The organism is Nocardioides sp. HDW12B (assembly GCF_011299595.1).
GTDB lineage: Bacteria > Actinomycetota > Actinomycetes > Propionibacteriales > Nocardioidaceae > Marmoricola_A.
On sequence record NZ_CP049867.1, the window covers coordinates 3,804,263 to 3,820,970 of the forward strand.

Consider the following 16,708-nt stretch of genomic DNA (forward strand, 5'->3'; position numbering starts at 1 on the left):
GGGTGGGTGGGATCACGGGCCCCTGTCCCGTCGGGCCACCACTGACGGAGGGGAACACATGAAGGTCGTATCGACTGCTGCCGCCGGACTCGGCGCGCTGCTGCTGCTGTCCGCGTGCGGCGGAGGCTCCGAGGGCGGGTCCGGGGAGTCCAGCGATCAGTCCGCCGAGGAGGCGGCCGCGTTCGCGGAGGAGTCGCCCGAGACCATCGTCGCCGAGGCGGAGAAGGACATGAAGGCGCTGTCCTCGCTGCGGATGGCGGGCTCGCTCACCAACGACGGCCAGGAGATCTCCCTCGACCTGGCGCTGAGCACGGCGGGCGACTGCGCGGGCGACCTGTCGCTCGGCGAGGACGCCAGCCTGGAGCTGCTCAGCGTCGGCGGCGAGACCTGGATCAAGCCCAGCGCGGCGTTCTGGGAGCAGTTCGCCGGCCCGGCCGCGGCCCAGGTCACCGAGGCGGCCGGCGACAAGTGGGTCGCCTTCCCCGGTGACGAGGCCGACGACTTCGCCGACATCTGCGACCTCGACTCGCTGCTCGACGAGTTCAACTCCGACGACTCCGACGAGAAGATCGAGGTCGGTGGCACCGAGGACGTCGACGGCCAGGAGGCCGTGACGATCGAGAGCACCTCCGACGAGGGCGACGCCGTCACCTCGTGGGTGGCCACCGAGGACCCGCACCACATCCTCCAGGTGCAGGTCGACCAGGGCGACGAGCCCGGCCAGGTCACGTTCACCGACTTCGACGCCGAGCTGGACCTCGAGGCCCCGGCCTCGGACGAGGTCTTCGACCTGTCGACGTTCCAGCCCTCCGCCCCCCAGTAGCGCCGGGCTGCCGGTTTCTCACGGTATGCAGGTGAACTGGCACTCCCCACGGCGCCAGACGCACGGGGAGCGCCAGTTCACCGTGGGGAGAGCCAGCCGCAGGGAGGGTCAGCCGCGAGGAGGGTCAGCCGTCGCGGGGAACCGCTACGTGACGATGACCACCGCTCCGGCGTCGGGAGGCCCCCTGCTCTCCACAGGCGTGTGAACCGCCGGGTTGTCCCCACCGGGACGGCGGACGCCGTACGCCACGAGACCGGTGACTCAGGCTCAGCGCATGACGACCACGCGCACCGTCGTGTACGACGACCTGCTCCGGCGGCTGGCGCTCGAGCACGGCGCGTTCCTGCGCCGTGAGGTGCTCGAGCTCGGCCTCGACGATCGCGACCTGCGGCGACATCTCCGAGCCGGAGTCTGGGTCCGGGTGCGGCACGGGGCGTACACGTTTCGCGACCTCTGGGACGTGATGGGCCTCGAGGAGCGCCATCGTGTCCGGGCCCGCGCGGCGATGAGGGTGCTGGGGCAGCGTGTGGTGGTGAGTCACCACAGTGCGTGCCTGATGCACCGACTGCCCGTCTGGGGTGCCGATCTCGAGCGAGTCCAGCTGACGCGCCGAGACGGGGCGCAGGTCGCAAGGAAGGCGATCTGCAACACCGCGAGGGCTTCGTCGTCGCCGCGGACGTCTGCGAGGTCGATGGCGTCGCCGTGATGGCACCCGTGCGCGCCGTCCTCGAGTCGGCGTCGCTGCTCACCGTCGAGCAAGGCCTGGCCGTTGTCGACGCCGGCCTCAACAGACGTCTGTACGACGCCGAGAGGCTTGCCTCCCAGCTCGAGCTGATGCAGTCCTGGCCCGGTTGCCGGCACCTGCAGCTGGTGGTCCGCATGGCCGACGGTCGCAGCGGCTCGGTCGCCGAGTCGCGATGCCGCTACCTCTTCTGGCGCTGGGGGTTGCCCGCGCCCCAGCTGCAGTACGAGGTCACGTCCGACGGAGTGCTGATCGGCATCAGCGACTTCGTCTGGCCGGACCTCGGCCTGATCGTCGAGTTCGACGGCAAGGAGAAGTACCTGAAGCACCTGCGACCGGGCGAGTCGCCTGGAGACGCGGTCTTCCGGGAGAAGCGGCGCGAGGATGCACTGCGCAGAGTCACGGGCTGGCGTGTGATCAGGCTGACCTGGGGCGACCTCGAGCGCCCGGAGCGTGTTGCCGGCCTGCTGCGGGCCGCGCTCGCTGCCTGACCGCGGGACCGTCGTACGCCGGCTCGTGGTGCGTCAGGTGCCGGAGCAGGTTGCTGCGCGCGAAGCGGCGGCACTCCCCACGACATCCCGGCACTTCCCGTGGTCTGGACGCCATGGGGAGTGCCAGAACTCCTGCATCCCGTGGGAAACCGGCACTCGTCGAGTTGCACGCAGGTCAGAGGCGGGAGCGCAGCCAGTCGAAGTCGGCCTGGTGCTCCTCCGGGCCGCCCGGGGTCTCCGCGATGACGGGGGCCCCGGCGGCACGGATCAGCTCGACGAAGGCGTCGTGGTCGACGTGGCCGGCGCCGAAGCTGGTGTGACGGTCAGCGCCGGAGTCGAAGGCGTCCCGGCTGTCGTTGGCGTGGATCAGGTCGATGCGGCCGGTCAGCGACAGCAGCTGCTGCACGGCGGTGTCGAGCGCGATCCCGCCGGCGTGCGCGTGGCAGGTGTCGAGGCAGAAGCCGACCATGTCGGCGCCCTCGGCCGCGTGCACGGCCTCGAAGACCCGCCCGATGCGCTCGGCGTGCCGGGCCATCGCGTTGTCGCCGCCGGCGGTGTTCTCGATGAGCAGGGGGATCTTGAGGTCGGTCGCCTCGATCGCCTTGCGCCAGTTGTCGAAGCCCTTCTCGGGGTCGTCGGTCTTGTTGACGTGCCCGCCGTGGACGATCAGCCCCTTCGCGCCGATCTCGGCCGCGGCGTCCATGTGCTGCTGGAGCAGCTTGCGCGAGGGGATGCGGATCCGGTTGTTCGTCGTCGCGACGTTGACGATGTAGGGGGCGTGGACGTAGAGGTCCACCCCGGCGGCCTCCGCGTCGGCCTTGAGCGCGGCCGCCCCGTCGGCGTACCGGATCTCGGGGCCCTTGTAGCTCTGCGGGTCGCCGAGGAAGAACTGCACCAGCGACGTCCCGCGCGCTTTCGCCTCCGCGACCGGGTCGGTCTGGTCGACGTGGGCGCCGATCCGCAGGGTGTCGGCGGTGACGGGAGGGGTGGGGGTGGGCGTGGCCTGGCTCATCGCCCCAGGCTAGGACCCGGCACGGACACCACGGGAAGCGGTCGTCGCTCGATTTCGGGGAACGGCCGGGCCGCTGGTAGATTGCCGTGTCCGGTTGATCCCGGTCGCCACCGACGGTGGCCGACCAGCCGGGACGGCGTACTGCTTCCGCATCGCGGGACGTGCGCCGACGCAACAGCCCTCCTGCCGCGGAACGACCGTGGCCGCCAGTCCGAAGGAGGTGGAGACTGCTTTGCGTGCCTATGAAGTGATGGTCATCCTCGACCCCAGCCTCGACGAGCGCACCGTCGCCCCGTCTCTCGACACCTACCTCAACGTCGTCCGTCAGGACGGTGGCGAGGTCGTGAACGTCGACGTGTGGGGCAAGCGACGACTCGCTTACGAGATCGACAAGAACGCCGAGGGCATCTACGCCGTCGTCGACCTGCAGGCCGAGCCGGCCACGGTGAAGGAGCTCGACCGTCAGCTCACGCTGAACGAGTCGGTGCTGCGCACCAAGGTGATCCGCCCCGACGTGCACTGATCGTTCCACCGATCGCCCGCACGGTCTCGTAACTGTCGCCGCCATGAGGTTCTATGAGGCGCACACGAACCGGACCGAGCACCACCGGGGCCGCGAGCCCCAGACAAGGGAGTCATCCAATGGCAGGCGAAACCCCGATCACCGTCGTCGGCAACCTCACCGCTGACCCGGAGCTGCGCTTCACCCCCTCGGGTGCGGCCGTCGCGAACTTCACCGTCGCGTCGACCCCGCGCAACTTCGACCGCCAGACCAACGAGTGGAAGGACGGCGAAGCGCTGTTCCTCAACTGCTCGGTGTGGCGCCAGGCGGCGGAGAACGTCGCGGAGTCCCTCACCAAGGGCTCGCGCGTCGTCGTGCAGGGGAACCTGAAGGCCCGCAGCTACGAGACCCGCGAGGGTGAGAAGCGCACGGTCTTCGAGGTCGACGTGCAGGAGATCGGGCCCAGCCTGAAGTACGCCACCGCGAAGGTCTCCCGGACCACCCGTCAGGGTGGCGGCGGCGGCTACAGCGGCGGTGGCGCCGGCGGCGACGACCCGTGGTCCAACCAGGGTGGCGGCGGTCAGTCCGCTCCCCAGGGCGGCGCCCCGGGCGGGTACGGCGGCGGCCAGTCGGCTCCGCAGTCCGCGCCCCAGGGCGGCGGCCAGGGTGGCCAGGGCGGCCAGGGTGGATGGAACACCCCCGGCCAGAACAACGACCCCTGGGCGACCCCGGGCGGCAACTCCTCGGAGGAGCCCCCCTTCTGATCCACCTCCGTGCCCCTGACCGGGTGCGGTGACCACCAGACCAGCAACCATTCCGGGCCAACCCCGCAGAGGGCCGCCCGGGCTCGAGAAGGAGCACCACGATGGCCAAGCCTGTTCTGCGCAAGCCCAAGAAGAAGGTTTGCCAGTTCTGCAAGGACAAGACCGAGTACGTCGACTACAAGGACACCGCGCTGCTGCGGAAGTTCATCTCCGACCGCGGCAAGATCCGCGCGCGTCGGGTGACGGGCAACTGCGTCCAGCACCAGCGCGACGTCGCGATCGCCGTCAAGAACGCCCGCGAGGTTGCGCTCCTGCCGTACACCTCCACGGCTCGCTGAGGAAGGGGAACGACATGAAGCTCATCCTCACCCACGAGGTCGACGGCCTCGGCGCTCCTGGCGACATCGTCGAGGTCAAGGACGGCTACGGCCGCAACTTCCTCATCCCGCGCGGTTTCGCGATCCGCTGGACCCGCGGCGGCGAGCGTCAGATCGACTCCATCAAGCAGGCCCGTTCGGCCCGCGCCGTCGCCGACCTCGGCAAGGCGCAGGAGATCAAGGCCAAGCTCGAGGGCAGCGAGGTCCAGGTCCCGGTCCGTGCCGGCGAGGGTGGCCGCCTCTTCGGCGCCGTCACCGTCTCCGACATCGCGTCCGCGATCAACAGCGCCGCCGGAGGTTCCTCCGACGTCGTGGACAAGCGCCGCATCATGGTCGGCAACCCGATCAAGTCGCTCGGCAGCCACGTCGTGACCGTCAAGGTCCACGACGAGCTCGAGGCGACCGTCAACCTGAACGTCGTCCCTGCCTGAGGATCCCTCCTCACCGGCTTCACCGGCGACGTCGTACGACGACCCGCGTCACCTCCGGGTGGCGCGGGTCGCGTGCGTCCGGGGGCGGTCCGTCGCGAGCGGTCAGCCGGGGGAGGGGGCGTCGAGCGTGGCCTGCAGGGTCGGGCCGACCAGGGCGACGAGGTCGTCGACCGGCATCGAGGCGATCGGCTCCATGCGGGTGACGTAGCGCAGCACGGCGATGCCGCCCAGCTGGGCAGCGACCAGCTCGACCTTGACCGCGGTGGCATCGACGCGGCGGCTGCGCAGCAGCGGTGTCAGGACGGTCCGGCTGAGCAGCGCGACCAGCAGCTTGCCGCCGACCGCGCTGTCGGCGCTCGAACGCACCGTGCGCATCACCCGCTCGCGGGTGCGCGGGTTCTCGCAGAGGTCGAAGAACCGTCGGGCGATCCGGTGGCCGGTCGTGACGCTCCGCCCCTCGGCAGCGCGGGGCGCGGGCACCGGCGCGGCCGACCCGTCGTCGGGGCTGCCGTCGACGTGATCGGTGGTGCCGGCGGCGACACCGGTGACGTCGGAGGACGGGCGGGTGCGGGTCGGGGCGCCCAGGCCGGTCAGCGCACGGGGCGGGACGCCGATCACCGGAGCAGGCCCGCTCGACAGTGCGGTGCTTCGGAGTCACCTGGTGACCTCGATCCACGACACAACCGGCTCACCGTGCTCACGCCGACCATCGTGCGGGAGCCGGTGGGATCGACGTCCCCGGACACGCCGAGGGTCAGTCCTCCGAGGAGTCCTGCTCGTCGCGGCCGCTGCGCGACCGCTCACGCGCCTGTCGGCGTCGGCGGACCTTCTCGATGACCTCGGCACCCGTGACCGGGGTGTCGTCCGCGGGGCTGGAGGAGGCGCCGCCGGTCCCGGACGGCTCCGTCGGGACGGGGGTGGCGGACCGCTTCTCGCCCGACCCCGTGGCGCCCGACGCCTTGGTCCCGGTCGGCTTGGCGCTCGACGCCTTGGCGCCCAACGTCTTGGCCCCGGTCGACCTCGCCGCCGCCTCGCGGTCACGGCGCGCCCGCGCCTTCCGCTTGGCCTCGGCGGCGGAGAAGCCCGTCGTGCTCGCCCGGCGCGCGGGCGCCGGGGCCGGTGCGGGTGGCTCGGGGGACGTGCGTGCGGCGCTCCGCTTCGTCGGGGCGGCAGGGGGAGGCGACGTCTCCTCGGGCTCACCCAGACCCGGTCGGCCCGAGGCGCTCGACAGCACGAACACCAGGGCGAGGTTGGCGACGAGGATCAGCACCTCGGCGGGCGTGGAGAGCCAGTTCTGCTCGGCGAGGTAGACCAGGCCCGGCAGCGGCGCCACGACGGCGAAGGCCGCCCGCAGCGCGAGCGCCACCCAGCGCAGGCGTCCGGTCACGGCGTCGGAGACCGCGTCGCAGACGAGGAAGCACCACGCGAGCGTGGGGAGGCTGAAGAGCCACCCGAGCAGGGGCGTCAGGGTGGCCGGTGACCCGGCCGGCCAGCTGAGGACCGAGAAGAGCAGGCAGACCCAGGCGGCGACGACCAGCCCCCGCTGGTTGGGCAGCCGGCGCGCCAGCGGCGCGAGCCCGAGCAGCACCAGCACCCAGCCCACCGGGTCGGCGATCCAGTCGTAGCCGTCGGGCGGGATGTCGAGGAAGACGATCACCAGGCCCATGACGACGGTCTGCAGCGAGGTCACCTGCGGCACTCTAGTGAGGAGGGCTCGCCGCGACGGCCGATCCGGTCACCATCCAGGCGTTGCCGCGGGCCCGCCGCAGCAGCACGGCGGCGCGCCCTCCCATGAACACCACGCAGAACGCGACCCAGAGCCACACGAGCCCGGCGGTGGCACCGAGGTCGTCGGTCACCGAGGCGACGACGAGGGCGCAGGGCACGAACGCCACGGTGACCAGCGTGCCGGCCTTCGCCAGGTAGGGGCCGTCGCCGGCCCCGATGAGGATGCCGTCGAGCACGAACACCACCCCGGCGAGCGGCTGGGCGACCGCCGCCACCAGCAGGGCGGGTGCCAGGGCGTCGACGACGGCGGGGTCGTCGACGAACAGCCCGCCCAGCACCGGCGCCCCGAGCGCGAGCACCACGCCGGTCAGCACGCCGAACCCGAGCCCGAGACGGATCATGCGACGCGTCAGCGAGCGGGTGCGGTCCAGGTCGCCGGCCCCCAGCGCCGTACCGGTGAGGGTCTGGGCCGCGATCGCCAGCGCGTCGAGGGCGTAGGCGAGGAACGTCCACAGCGTGAAGGCGAGCTGGTGGGCAGCGGTGGCGACCGTGCCGAGCGCCGCCGCGCCCCAGGTCATCGTCAGCAGGCAGGCGTGCAGGTTGAGGGTGCGGACCAGCAGCGGGGAGCCGGCGCGCGCGCTGCGTCGTACGCCGGGCAGGTCCGGGTGCCAGGTCGCCCCCTGGGCTGCGGCAGCGCGGAGCACCGCGCCGGCCAGGTAGGCCCCGGCGGCGCCCTGGGCGATGACGGTGCCGGCCGCCGAGCCGCCGATGCCGAGGTCGAAGCCGTAGACCAGCACGACGTTGAGCACGATGTTGAGCAGGTTCGCGGCCACGGCCACCACCAGCGGCGTGCGGGTGTCGGCCATGCCGCGCAGCACGCCGGTCGCGGCGAGCAGCAGGAGCATCGGGGTGAGGCCGAGCCAGGAGATCCGCAGGTACGTCGTCGCCGCGGCCGCGACCTCGGCGTCGGTGCCGAAGAGGTCGACGAGGGGCGCCGTCGTCAGCACGCCGACGGTGGACAGCACGACGCCGATCCCGAGGGCCAGCCACAGGCCGTCCACGCCCTGCTGGAGGGCCCGGCGGGGCTGGCCAGCCCCCAGCTCCCGGGCGACCGCTGCCGTGGTCGCGTAGGCCAGGAAGACGCAGAGGCCGACGGCCAGGCGCAGCACGACCGAGGCGATCCCGAGGCCGGCGAGCTCGGTGGTGCCGAGGTGCCCGACGACGGCGGAGTCGGCGAGCAGGAAGAGGGGCTCGGCGACCAGCGCGAGGAAGGCGGGGACGGCGAGCGCGAGGATCTGACGGTCGACCGCGCGGGTGCCTTCCGACCGTCGCCACGCCATGGGAGGAACCTATCTGTGCGTGTCGGCCAGGTGAACGTAGCGTGTCCCGAGGCCGGTCCCCGGGTGGCAATACCACCGCGCGGACCCTGTGCACAACCCCGGGTTTGCTGTGGATATCGGGCTGCCTCAGCGTCCCCAGGACGCGCCAGGGACCTTCGGCCCGGTGGCGAGAAGATGAACGGGACGTGACGAGATCTTTTTTCTGCACACAGGACCGAAATCACGAACATCGAGGTCAGACGCCGTTTTGGCGTCGGAAACTCTTCTGAGTCCACAGGCTTGTCCCCAACCTGTGCACACCCTCCCCGGGCGTGTTCCACATGCAGACCCCAGTTATCCACAGGGCCTGTGGACAACGGTCTTGGAGCGGCCTCCGGTATCGGGCTACGGTCACGGCTTCGCAGGGCAACGGTGCCCGCCCCGGACCCGGTCCGCGGCGCCGTCCGGCATTTCGTCGGAGCCCCTCCCTACCGTCTCCCTCGGGACACAGACAAGGGGCAACGCATGAGCATCGCGGAGCAGTCACCGGGGCGCGGACAGTCGTCCGCCGAGTCGTGGGAGGCGAGCTTCGCGCCGTACGCCGCGGAGGAGTACTCCTCACCGGGGTCGGACCGCATGCCGCCCCAGGACCACGCGGCCGAGCAGTCGGTGATCGGCTCGATGCTGCTGTCGAAGGACGCCATCGCCGACGTGGTGGAGAGCATCCGCGGCACCGACTTCTACCGGCCGGCGCACGAGACGATCTTCGACGCCGTCATCGACCTCTACGGCCGTGGCGAGCCGGTGGACCCGGTGACGACCTCGGCGGAGCTGAGCCGGCGGGGCGAGCTGGTCAAGGTCGGCGGGGCGCCGTACCTCCACACGCTGTCGGCCTCGGTGCCGATCGCGGCCAACGCGTCGTACTACGCCGAGATCGTGCGCGAGAAGGCGATCCTGCGCCGCCTCGTCAGCGCCGGCACCAAGATCGTGCAGATGGGCTACGCCGGCGAGGGCATGGTCGACGACACCGTCGACGCCGCCCAGCAGGAGGTCTACCAGGTCACCGACAAGCGGACGAGCGAGGACTACGCACCGCTCAGCGCGATCATGGAGGGCACCCTCGACGAGATCGAGGCGATCTCGAACCGCGGCGGCGAGATGACCGGCGTGCCGACGGGCTTCCAGGACCTCGACGAGCTGACCAACGGCATGCACGGCGGCCAGATGATCATCATCGCGGCGCGACCGGCGGTCGGGAAGGCGCTGGCGCTCGACACCGTGCTGCCCACTCCGACCGGCTGGACGACCATGGGCGAGGTCGAGGTCGGCGACGACCTCATCGACGCCGAGGGCAACCCCACCCGCGTGGTGGCCGCGACGCGGGCGATGCTGCGGCGTCCCTGCTACCGCCTGACCTTCTCCGACGGCTCCACCATCGTGGCCGACTGGCAGCACCAGTGGGTCACGCGCGCCGGGGCCGGGTCCCCGTCTGCGACGGCCTCGGGCGTCGCCACCCTCACCACGGGCGAGCTGGCCCGCACCATCAGCGCCGGTCACACCATCGCGATGCCCGACGGCACCGCGGTCAAGGTCGAGAGCGTCGAGTCGGTCCCGACGGTGCCGGTGCGCTGCGTGCAGGTCGACAACGACGCCCACCTCTACCTCGCCGGCCCGACCGGGATCCCGACCCACAACTCCACGCTCGCCCTCGACCTCTGCCGCGCGGCGAGCATCCACCACAACCAGGCCTCGGTCATCTTCAGCCTCGAGATGACGCGCAACGAGATCACGATGCGCCTGCTGTCGGCCGAGGCGAAGATCCCGCTCAACCACATGCGCAACGGCCACATGACCGACGACGACTGGCAGAAGCTCGCCCGCAAGATGGGCGAGGTCTCCTCGGCGCCGCTCTTCATCGACGACAGCCCCAACATGACGATGATGGAGATCCGGGCGAAGGCGCGGCGGCTCAAGCAGCGCCACGACCTGCGGCTGATCATCATCGACTACCTGCAGCTGATGAGCTCGGGCAAGAAGGTCGAGTCCCGCCAGCTCGAGGTCTCCGAGTTCTCCCGCCAGATCAAGCTGCTGGCCAAGGAGCTCAACGTCCCCGTCGTGGCGCTGTCGCAGCTCAACCGTGGACCCGAGCAGCGCGCTGACAAGCGACCCATGTTGTCCGATTTGCGTGAGTCTGGGTCGATTGAGCAAGATGCGGACATGGTGGTGCTCCTGCACAGAGACGACGTGTACGAGAAGGAGTCGACCCGTCCCGGCGAGGCTGACCTGATCGTGGCCAAGCACCGGAACGGTCCGACCCGCGACGTCGTGGTGGCCTTCCAGGGCCACTACTCCCGCTTCGTCGACATGGCGGCCGGCTGAGTCGTCCCGGTGGGGGACCGCCGCGGCACCGCACGGCTCTCAGCGGGGGCAGTCGCGGCCGACCCGGGAGGCGGCACGGTGCTCGTGCAGCCCTGACCGGCCTTCGAGGGCCACGGTCGCGCGCAGGACGACGCAACGGTCCGCGTCGAGGCGCAGCGGCGCCAGGTCGGAGATCTCGCCACCGCGCGAGGTCCGGGTCCGCCCGTCGACCGAGGCCGTGACCTCGGCCTCCACCACCTCGGCGCCCACGTCGGCGTGGCCGACCTCCAGGCTCACGCAGATGGGGTGCCCGGGCCGGTGGCGGGCCCACAGCGTTGCGTGCAGCAAGGGTCCTCCGTCGTCACGGGCCACCGGCTCCAGGTCGACGGCGCTCAGCACCGGGTCTCCTTGCGAGCACGGACGGGCCGGCTCCTCGACCCGGTCCGGTCCCGGCTCCGTGGACCCCGAGCACGCGCTCAGGGCGACGACCAGCCCGAGGACACCGAGGGACGTCGCGGCCCTCGGGGAGGGGGCGAGCGTGCGTCGGCTCGATCTCATGCCGGGGCCCTCGGGATCGGCGACGACTCGGCAAGCGCCTTCCAGGTCCGCAGCTGCCTCCGCGCCATCACCAGGTCGCCCAGCGTCACGACCGCTGCCACCGGCCGGGACGTCTCCATGACGATCTTGAGCAGCAGCCGCGTGGACCCTTCGGCCGTCGGCACCACGTCGTACGTCATCCAGGCGCCGAGGATGAAGCCGGTCAGCGAGCGGCCCGGCTCGACGGCTTCGACACGCCCGACCGGGCGTCCTGCACAGGCGGTGAAGGCCTCGCCGACCACCGGCTCCGGCATCCCGAGCAGGGTCCGCGGGGAGCGACGCCCGAGGTTGTCGACCCAGTCGTAGGAGTACGGCGCGACGCGGATCTGCGTCACCCACGGCCACACCTGCTCCGGGGGCGCGGCCACGGCGACGCCGCGCCACGCCACCAGCGTCGGGTCGGTCACGAAGCCGTCGCAGGCGTAGCGCCGCTCGACCTCGGCGTCGGTGACGCGCCAGCGGTCGCCGAGCACGCCGACCTCAGCCGGCCAGCGAGCCGGCGAAGATCTGCCAGGCCAGCGCCGACTTCGCTCCCAGGCTGAGCACGAGGTAGACCTTCTCGCCGTACGCGTAGCTCCGCCACCGGCCGATCTCGCGGTACTGCAACCACTGGTTCAGCGCGAAGCTCATGAAGAACACGAACAGCGACACGAAGATGCCGTAGACGAAGCCGGGCACGGTCTCGGAGCCGACGATGTTGAACGTGATCGCGATCCACGGAACCGCGCCCGCGACGCAGCCGAACCAGAACGGCAGCATCGACGTGCGCGTGCGTCCTGGCGGGTTCACCTGCTCCTGCAGCCATCCGAAGAGGATCATCGAGACGTTCGCCCCGGCGATCGCGATCATCGCGACCAGCTGCGTGATGCCGGCGTAGGAGGCGATGAGCAGCACCATGATCGTGGCGCTGACGGAGTACTCCAGCCAGCGGAAGCGGTTGATGCCGCCCCCCAGGTCGCGCTCGTAGCGGCCACGCAGCAGCGTTGCGGTGAGCAGGTGGTCGAGGGCGGCGAGGGCGAGGAAGACCGCGACCGCCGCCCCGATCGGTACGTCGAACGCGGACTCCGGCGCCGGGACCCGCGAGCCCGGAGGTCCTTCGGGGAAGGCGGTCGACAGGCTGATCGCGAAGTCGCTGGCCAGCAGCCACACCGCAACCGCCTGGGCGGCGTGCAGCACGGCGAGCCCGAGGTTCCACCGGCGCAGGCCCGCGAGCGCGGCACCGTCGACGCCGGTGGCACGAGGCGGAGGGGCGTCGGAGGCGCGCGCTGTCGAGGTCACCTGGCCAGTATCGGCCCCCCCGCAAGGCGGCATGATGGACGCGTGACCCTCAGCGACGCGGACCGCACGTTCCTCCGTCAGGCCGTCGACCTGGCCCGCCAGGCCCTCGAGGTCGGCGACGAGCCTTTCGGCTCGGTGCTGGTCTCGCCCGACGGCGAGGTGCTGCTGGCCGACCACAACCACGTCGGGGACGGCGACCACACCCGCCACCCCGAGCTCGCCATCGCCCAGTGGGCGGCCCAGCACCTGTCGCCCGGCGAGCGGGCGCGCTGCGTCGTCTACACCTCCGGGGAGCACTGCCCGATGTGCGCCGCTGCCCACGCCTGGGTGGGCCTCGGCCGCATCGTGTACGCCGGGTCGACGGCTCAGCTGACCACCTGGCTGGCCGAGGTCGGCGTACCGCCGGGGCCGGTGGCGCCACTGCCGATCGTCGCCGTCGCGCCCGGGCTCACCGTCGAGGGCCCGGTCGAGGAGCACGCCGACGAGCTGCGCGAGCTGCACCAGGTCGCGGGACGGCGTCGCACGGCACCGCCGACCTGACGGCGTGAGGTTGGCGCGGCTGGGCAGACTGGCGAGGTGCCGGAGCTGCCCGAGGTCGAGTCCGCCCGCCAGGTCATCGAGCGCTCCGCGCTGGACCGCCGCATCGTCGACGTCGACGACGCCGACACCTACGAGTGCCGCCCGCACGCCCCCGGAGAGATCAGGGAGGCGCTGGTCGACCGGCGCCTGCGCGCGGTGCACCGCCGCGGCAAGCTGATGTGGTGCGAGACCACGGGCATCCGCTCGCGCCAGGGGGAGGGACCGCACCTCGGCATCCACCTCGGCATGAGCGGCCGGATCCTCGTGGAGGACCGGAGCACCAGCGACGAAGGCGGGGACTACGAGGGCAGCGGCGGGCAGTCCGACGGAGGGCGGCCGAGCCGTCCCCGCAAGGAGGAGTGGTACCGCTTCACCCTCACCTTCGACGACGGCGGTCGGCTGCGCCTCTTCGACAAGCGCAGGCTGGGGCGGGTGCGGCTCGACCCCGACCTCGACGCGCTGGGACCCGATGCCGGCGAGATCGGTCGCGAGGAGTTCCGCGAGCGGGTCGGACGCGGTACGGCGCCGCTCAAGGCGCGTCTGCTGGACCAGGGAACGCTGGCGGGGGTCGGGAACCTGCTCGCCGACGAGGTGCTGTGGCAGAGCCGGCTGGACCCGCAGCGACCGTCCGGCAACCTGTCGACCGAGGAGCTCGACGAGCTCAGACGCGAGCTGCGCAAGGGGATCCGGCGGGCCATCGACAAGGGCGGGGTCCACACCGGCGAGGTCATCGCCCACCGGAAGCACGGGGGACACTGTCTCCGCTGCGGCGCGGAGATGAAGCGGGCGACGGTCGGGAGCCGGACGACGTGGTGGTGCCCCCAGGAGCAGGTCTGACGACGGGACTGCACTGCCGCCGGTCCGGCTCAGCCGGCCGCCTCCAGCTCCTTCAGGTAGACCCGCAACGGATCGAGCCCTGCGTCCGCGCGACGCTCGTCGACGGACGACCGGTCGGCGATGGGGGTGCGCGGCCGCCAGCCGTCCCGAGGGTCGAGCTCCCACTGCGTCCCGTACTCCCGCGGATCGCCCTCGGCCACCAGGACGCGGTCGGTCAGGTACGCGAGGTCCCCGGGCGAGGCGTCCTCCGCGGCCACGGCCGTCTCGAGCAGCGTCAGGGCGCGACGCTGCAGGGCGAGGTCGAGGTCCGCGTGCTGGGCGACGACCCACGCCGCGGTCGAAGCCTTCCTGCCCACGAGGTCCCATCCCGGCCACCCGTGCTCGTCGAGGAGCTCGCGGCGCAGGTCCTCGTCAGCGGTACCGGCGGTGCTGGCGCTGTCGGCGGTCTGGCGGGCAGGCGCTCGGGACGCGTCGTCCCCGCACGCCGTCAGTGCCGTCGCGGCCACCGCCGTGATCACGACGGCGAGGGACGCGAGCGGACGGGGCATGCTCCAGGCGAGGCCGGAGCCGACGGGGAGTCACGGGCGTGATCGGGGCGGGCCTCGGCGCCGGACCGCGTGGCCCCTAGGCGAGCGGGACCTCGCGCAGGGGGTCGCCGCCGTCGACGTACAGCCGGCCGGACGGGACCAGCGCCGCGCGGATGCGGGCGCGCGCGAGGGCTCCCGCCCTCGGGTGCCGCCCGTCGAGGGCGCCGACGCGGACCGCGAAGCAGAGGTCGTACGGCGCCTCGCCGGGCTGGAGCGCGAGCTCCTCGGCGGCGACGCAGCGCACCGACAGGGTGCCGGCGGCGATCTCGTCGGCGCACGCCCGCTCGACCAGCGCCACGCCGCGCGGGGAGCGGTCGACCACGAGCACGTGCCCCGACGGCCCGACCCGGGAGGCGACCTCGCGGGCCGCGGCACCCGGCGCCCCGCCGATCTCCAGCACGCGCAGGCCGGTCCGCAGCGGCAGCGCGTCGACGACGGCGGCGAGCCGTGGGGACAGGTCGGTCACCCGCCCATCCTGCCCGGGCCGCCCGCTCCTGGTCACGCCCCGCAGGTCGGCCGGTTCGTGGGCGATGCCTGCAGGTTCGGGGCCCGCGAACCTGCAGGCCGACCGGACGACGTCGCTGACGAAGGGAGTGACCAGAACCTGGCCGGCCCGGGCAGGGGCGGGGGTCAGGGCTCGATGAGCCCGGCGCGCACGGCGTAGCGGGTCAGCTCGGTCCGGTCCCGCATGCCCAGCTTGGTGAGCACGTTGGCGCGGTGGCGCTCGACGGTCTTGACGCTGATGACGAGCGCCGCCGCGATCTCCTTCGACGACCATCCCTCGGCGATCAGCTTGACCACCTCGTCCTCCCGCGCGGTCAGCACCGCCTTCGGGATGCGCTCGCCGCGGCGCATGCGCTCGAGGAAGTCGCGCACGAGCGCCCGCTCCACCCCGGCGTAGAGGAACGAGTCGCCCCGGCTGGCCGCCCGGCACGCCGCCACGAGGTCCTCGTCGGCGGCCGACTTGAGCACGTAGCCGCAGGCGCCGGCCTGCAGGGCGGAGAAGAAGTACTGCTCGTTGTCGTGCATCGACAGCATCAGCGTGCGGACCGCCGGCGCCCGCCGCGCGATCTCGCGCGCCGCCTGCAGGCCGGTCATCCGGGGCATCGACACGTCGAGGACGGCCACGTCCGGCGAGTCCGCCCGGGCCAGCTCGACCGCCTCGGCGCCGTCGGCGGCCTCGGCCACCACGACCAGGTCGGGCTCGGCCTCGAGGATGCGCCGCAAGCCGGCGCGCACGAGCCCGTGGTCGTCGGCCAGCAGGATCCGGACCGTCACCGTGCCCCCGTCCCCACCGGGTCCGGCGGCCCGTCCACCGGCACCTCGAGCCGCACCTCGGTGCCGCCGCCCTCGAGCGACCCGACGTGCAGCCGCCCGCCGACCATCCGGGCTCGCTCCTCCATGCCCTGCACCCCGGCGCCACGCGTCAGCGAACCCGCGGCCGGCCCCCGGCCGTCGTCGGCGACCCGCAGCTCCAGCACCGGCCCCCGCCGGGACACCCCGAGCTCGACGGTCCGCGCGTCGGCGTGCCGGACGACGTTGGTCAGCGCCTCCTGGGCGACCCGGTAGACGACGAGCTCCACCTCGGGCGTGAGCGGCGGCAACCCGGGCAGGTATCCGCGTCGCACGGTGACCCCGCTGCGCTCGACCAGGTCGCTGGCCAGGCTCGACAACGAGTTCAGCAGCCCCAGGTCGTCCAGCACGCCCGGACGCAGCCGCTGCGAGATGCGGCGTACCTCCTCCAGGCTGCGGCGCGTCGTCTCGCGCGCCTGCTCGAGGTCACCGGCGATCGCGGGCGGTGCCGCGACCTGCGCGTGCTTCAGGCTGAGCAGGACCGCGGTCAGGCTCTGCCCGACCTCGTCGTGCAGCTCCTGCGCGATGCGCCGGCGCTCGTCCTCCTGGGCCTGCAGCGCCCGCGCCGTGCTCGTACGTCGCTCCGCCTCCAGCCGGTCGACCATCGCGTTGAACCCGCCGACGAGAGGCCGGGCCGCTCCGCTGCCGGCCTCGTCGAGGCGGCCCACCGGGCGACGCAGGTCGATGGCGGTCATGGCGCGGACCAGCCGGTCCAGGGGCCGCAGCACCGAGCGCAGCAGCAGCCCGTTGACCTCGAAGATCACCAGCAGCCCGGCCGAGACCAGGAGGACCTCGGACCACAGCGGCCGGGCCGACACGGTGACCGGGGCGAGCAGCAGCACCAGGGTGCCGACGAGGAAGACGGCGCCGTTGATGAGGCACACCCGCCAGAACAGCGGCAGCGACAGCGTCCGGTCCATCGGCCCACCT

The 16,708-nt window shown here is 72.4% G+C and carries 21 protein-coding genes; 10 read left to right on the forward strand and 11 right to left on the reverse strand.

Annotated elements, in window-relative coordinates; genetic code table 11:
• The first annotated feature begins 58 nt into the window (after nucleotides 1-58).
• The 3 genes from G7072_RS17790 to G7072_RS17800 all read left to right on the forward strand — a co-directional run bounded on the left by G7072_RS17790 (nucleotide 59) and on the right by G7072_RS17800 (nucleotide 2,056).
• Nucleotides 59-823 carry a hypothetical protein gene (locus G7072_RS17790; RefSeq protein WP_166088743.1) on the forward strand — a complete coding sequence of 255 codons (765 nt, stop codon included), beginning with the start codon at nucleotides 59-61 and terminating at the stop codon, nucleotides 821-823.
• Between the two features lie 274 nt (nucleotides 824-1,097).
• A complete protein-coding gene (locus tag G7072_RS17795; protein WP_166088745.1) occupies nucleotides 1,098-1,529 on the forward strand; it encodes a type IV toxin-antitoxin system AbiEi family antitoxin domain-containing protein in 432 nt (143 codons plus the stop codon).
• Nucleotides 1,529-2,056: a hypothetical protein gene (locus G7072_RS17800; protein ID WP_166088747.1), complete on the forward strand. Its 528-nt coding sequence runs from the start codon at nucleotides 1,529-1,531 to the stop codon at nucleotides 2,054-2,056. The genes G7072_RS17795 and G7072_RS17800 overlap by 1 nt, the downstream gene beginning before the upstream one ends.
• Nucleotides 2,057-2,231: 175 nt before the next feature.
• Here the strand turns inward: G7072_RS17800 and G7072_RS17805 are convergent, their stop codons facing one another.
• A complete protein-coding gene (locus G7072_RS17805; protein WP_166088750.1) occupies nucleotides 2,232-3,068 on the reverse strand; it encodes a deoxyribonuclease IV in 837 nt (278 codons plus the stop codon).
• Nucleotides 3,069-3,300: 232 nt separating this feature from the next.
• Here G7072_RS17805 and rpsF point away from each other — a divergent pair, with 232 nt between their 5' ends.
• The 4 genes from rpsF (at nucleotide 3,301) to rplI (ending at nucleotide 5,142) form a co-directional block, all read left to right on the forward strand.
• Nucleotides 3,301-3,591: a 30S ribosomal protein S6 gene (rpsF, locus tag G7072_RS17810; RefSeq protein WP_166088752.1), complete on the forward strand. Its 291-nt coding sequence runs from the start codon at nucleotides 3,301-3,303 to the stop codon at nucleotides 3,589-3,591.
• Nucleotides 3,592-3,710: 119 nt separating this feature from the next.
• Nucleotides 3,711-4,334: a single-stranded DNA-binding protein gene (locus tag G7072_RS17815; protein WP_166088755.1), complete on the forward strand. Its 624-nt coding sequence runs from the start codon at nucleotides 3,711-3,713 to the stop codon at nucleotides 4,332-4,334.
• Nucleotides 4,335-4,435: 101 nt separating this feature from the next.
• Nucleotides 4,436-4,672, forward strand: coding sequence for a 30S ribosomal protein S18 (gene rpsR / locus G7072_RS17820; RefSeq protein ID WP_166088757.1), 237 nt, complete (start codon nucleotides 4,436-4,438; stop codon nucleotides 4,670-4,672).
• Between the two features lie 14 nt (nucleotides 4,673-4,686).
• On the forward strand, nucleotides 4,687-5,142 hold the full coding sequence (rplI, locus tag G7072_RS17825) for a 50S ribosomal protein L9 (RefSeq protein WP_166088759.1): 456 nt from the start codon (nucleotides 4,687-4,689) through the stop codon (nucleotides 5,140-5,142).
• Nucleotides 5,143-5,244: 102 nt separating this feature from the next.
• Here rplI and G7072_RS17830 read toward each other — a convergent pair whose 3' ends face one another.
• The 3 genes from G7072_RS17830 to G7072_RS17840 form a co-directional block, all read right to left on the reverse strand.
• Nucleotides 5,245-5,760, reverse strand: coding sequence for a hypothetical protein (locus tag G7072_RS17830; RefSeq protein WP_166088762.1), 516 nt, complete (start codon nucleotides 5,758-5,760; stop codon nucleotides 5,245-5,247).
• A 136-nt stretch (nucleotides 5,761-5,896) separates the two neighbouring features.
• On the reverse strand, nucleotides 5,897-6,832 hold the full coding sequence (locus G7072_RS17835) for a hypothetical protein (protein WP_166088764.1): 936 nt from the start codon (nucleotides 6,830-6,832) through the stop codon (nucleotides 5,897-5,899).
• Between the two features lie 10 nt (nucleotides 6,833-6,842).
• Complete coding sequence (locus G7072_RS17840; protein WP_166088766.1) at nucleotides 6,843-8,210, reverse strand: MATE family efflux transporter; 1,368 nt, start codon at nucleotides 8,208-8,210, stop codon at nucleotides 6,843-6,845.
• A 615-nt stretch (nucleotides 8,211-8,825) separates the two neighbouring features.
• Between G7072_RS17840 and dnaB the strand changes: the two genes are divergently transcribed.
• Nucleotides 8,826-10,568 carry a replicative DNA helicase gene (gene dnaB, locus G7072_RS17845; protein WP_206063484.1) on the forward strand — a complete coding sequence of 581 codons (1,743 nt, stop codon included), beginning with the start codon at nucleotides 8,826-8,828 and terminating at the stop codon, nucleotides 10,566-10,568.
• 39 nt (nucleotides 10,569-10,607) lie between these two features.
• On the opposite strand, the gene G7072_RS17850 is transcribed toward dnaB, so the two are convergent.
• Genes G7072_RS17850 through heR form a run of 3 tightly spaced genes read right to left on the reverse strand, consistent with a single transcriptional unit; the run spans nucleotide 10,608 to nucleotide 12,422 of the window.
• A complete protein-coding gene (locus G7072_RS17850) occupies nucleotides 10,608-11,105 on the reverse strand; it encodes a hypothetical protein (RefSeq protein WP_166088769.1) in 498 nt (165 codons plus the stop codon).
• Complete coding sequence (locus G7072_RS17855) at nucleotides 11,102-11,617, reverse strand: polyketide cyclase (protein ID WP_166088771.1); 516 nt, start codon at nucleotides 11,615-11,617, stop codon at nucleotides 11,102-11,104. Before G7072_RS17855 ends, G7072_RS17850 begins: the two co-directional genes overlap by 4 nt.
• A 7-nt stretch (nucleotides 11,618-11,624) precedes the next feature.
• Nucleotides 11,625-12,422 carry a heliorhodopsin HeR gene (heR, locus tag G7072_RS17860; protein ID WP_240917032.1) on the reverse strand — a complete coding sequence of 266 codons (798 nt, stop codon included), beginning with the start codon at nucleotides 12,420-12,422 and terminating at the stop codon, nucleotides 11,625-11,627.
• Between the two features lie 42 nt (nucleotides 12,423-12,464).
• On the opposite strand from heR, the gene G7072_RS17865 reads away from it, so the two are divergent.
• Both G7072_RS17865 and G7072_RS17870 read left to right on the forward strand, forming a co-directional pair.
• A complete protein-coding gene (locus G7072_RS17865) occupies nucleotides 12,465-12,962 on the forward strand; it encodes a nucleoside deaminase (protein ID WP_166088775.1) in 498 nt (165 codons plus the stop codon).
• Nucleotides 12,963-12,998: 36 nt separating this feature from the next.
• Nucleotides 12,999-13,838 (forward strand): DNA-formamidopyrimidine glycosylase family protein, encoded by an 840-nt coding sequence (locus tag G7072_RS17870; RefSeq protein ID WP_166088777.1) that lies wholly within the window; start codon nucleotides 12,999-13,001, stop codon nucleotides 13,836-13,838.
• Between the two features lie 29 nt (nucleotides 13,839-13,867).
• On the opposite strand, the gene G7072_RS17875 is transcribed toward G7072_RS17870, so the two are convergent.
• From G7072_RS17875 to G7072_RS17890, 4 genes are all read right to left on the reverse strand, one after another.
• Nucleotides 13,868-14,386: a DUF6624 domain-containing protein gene (locus G7072_RS17875; protein ID WP_166088779.1), complete on the reverse strand. Its 519-nt coding sequence runs from the start codon at nucleotides 14,384-14,386 to the stop codon at nucleotides 13,868-13,870.
• A 76-nt stretch (nucleotides 14,387-14,462) separates the two neighbouring features.
• Nucleotides 14,463-14,891, reverse strand: coding sequence for a methyltransferase domain-containing protein (locus G7072_RS17880; RefSeq protein WP_166088781.1), 429 nt, complete (start codon nucleotides 14,889-14,891; stop codon nucleotides 14,463-14,465).
• Between the two features lie 164 nt (nucleotides 14,892-15,055).
• On the reverse strand, nucleotides 15,056-15,703 hold the full coding sequence (locus tag G7072_RS17885; protein WP_166088784.1) for a response regulator transcription factor: 648 nt from the start codon (nucleotides 15,701-15,703) through the stop codon (nucleotides 15,056-15,058).
• The gene (locus G7072_RS17890; protein ID WP_206063194.1) at nucleotides 15,700-16,698 is read right to left on the reverse strand and encodes a sensor histidine kinase; all 999 of its coding nucleotides are present in this window, start codon (nucleotides 16,696-16,698) and stop codon (nucleotides 15,700-15,702) included. The genes G7072_RS17885 and G7072_RS17890 overlap by 4 nt, the downstream gene beginning before the upstream one ends.
• Nucleotides 16,699-16,708 lie beyond the last annotated feature (10 nt).

Excerpts from the sequence above, each read along its gene's own strand:
- G7072_RS17790 (WP_166088743.1), top strand. The coding sequence starts at position 59 with ATGAAGGTCGTATCGACTGCTGCCGCCGGACTCGGCGCGCTGCTGCTG.
- G7072_RS17795 (WP_166088745.1), top strand. The coding sequence starts at position 1,098 with ATGACGACCACGCGCACCGTCGTGTACGACGACCTGCTCCGGCGGCTG.
- G7072_RS17800 (WP_166088747.1), top strand. The coding sequence starts at position 1,529 with ATGGCACCCGTGCGCGCCGTCCTCGAGTCGGCGTCGCTGCTCACCGTC.
- G7072_RS17805 (WP_166088750.1), bottom strand. The coding sequence starts at position 3,068 with ATGAGCCAGGCCACGCCCACCCCCACCCCTCCCGTCACCGCCGACACC.
- G7072_RS17815 (WP_166088755.1), top strand. The coding sequence starts at position 3,711 with ATGGCAGGCGAAACCCCGATCACCGTCGTCGGCAACCTCACCGCTGAC.
- rpsR (WP_166088757.1), top strand. The coding sequence starts at position 4,436 with ATGGCCAAGCCTGTTCTGCGCAAGCCCAAGAAGAAGGTTTGCCAGTTC.
- rplI (WP_166088759.1), top strand. The coding sequence starts at position 4,687 with ATGAAGCTCATCCTCACCCACGAGGTCGACGGCCTCGGCGCTCCTGGC.
- G7072_RS17840 (WP_166088766.1), bottom strand. The coding sequence starts at position 8,210 with ATGGCGTGGCGACGGTCGGAAGGCACCCGCGCGGTCGACCGTCAGATC.
- dnaB (WP_206063484.1), top strand. The coding sequence starts at position 8,826 with ATGCCGCCCCAGGACCACGCGGCCGAGCAGTCGGTGATCGGCTCGATG.
- G7072_RS17850 (WP_166088769.1), bottom strand. The coding sequence starts at position 11,105 with ATGAGATCGAGCCGACGCACGCTCGCCCCCTCCCCGAGGGCCGCGACG.
- G7072_RS17875 (WP_166088779.1), bottom strand. The coding sequence starts at position 14,386 with ATGCCCCGTCCGCTCGCGTCCCTCGCCGTCGTGATCACGGCGGTGGCC.
- G7072_RS17890 (WP_206063194.1), bottom strand. The coding sequence starts at position 16,698 with ATGGACCGGACGCTGTCGCTGCCGCTGTTCTGGCGGGTGTGCCTCATC.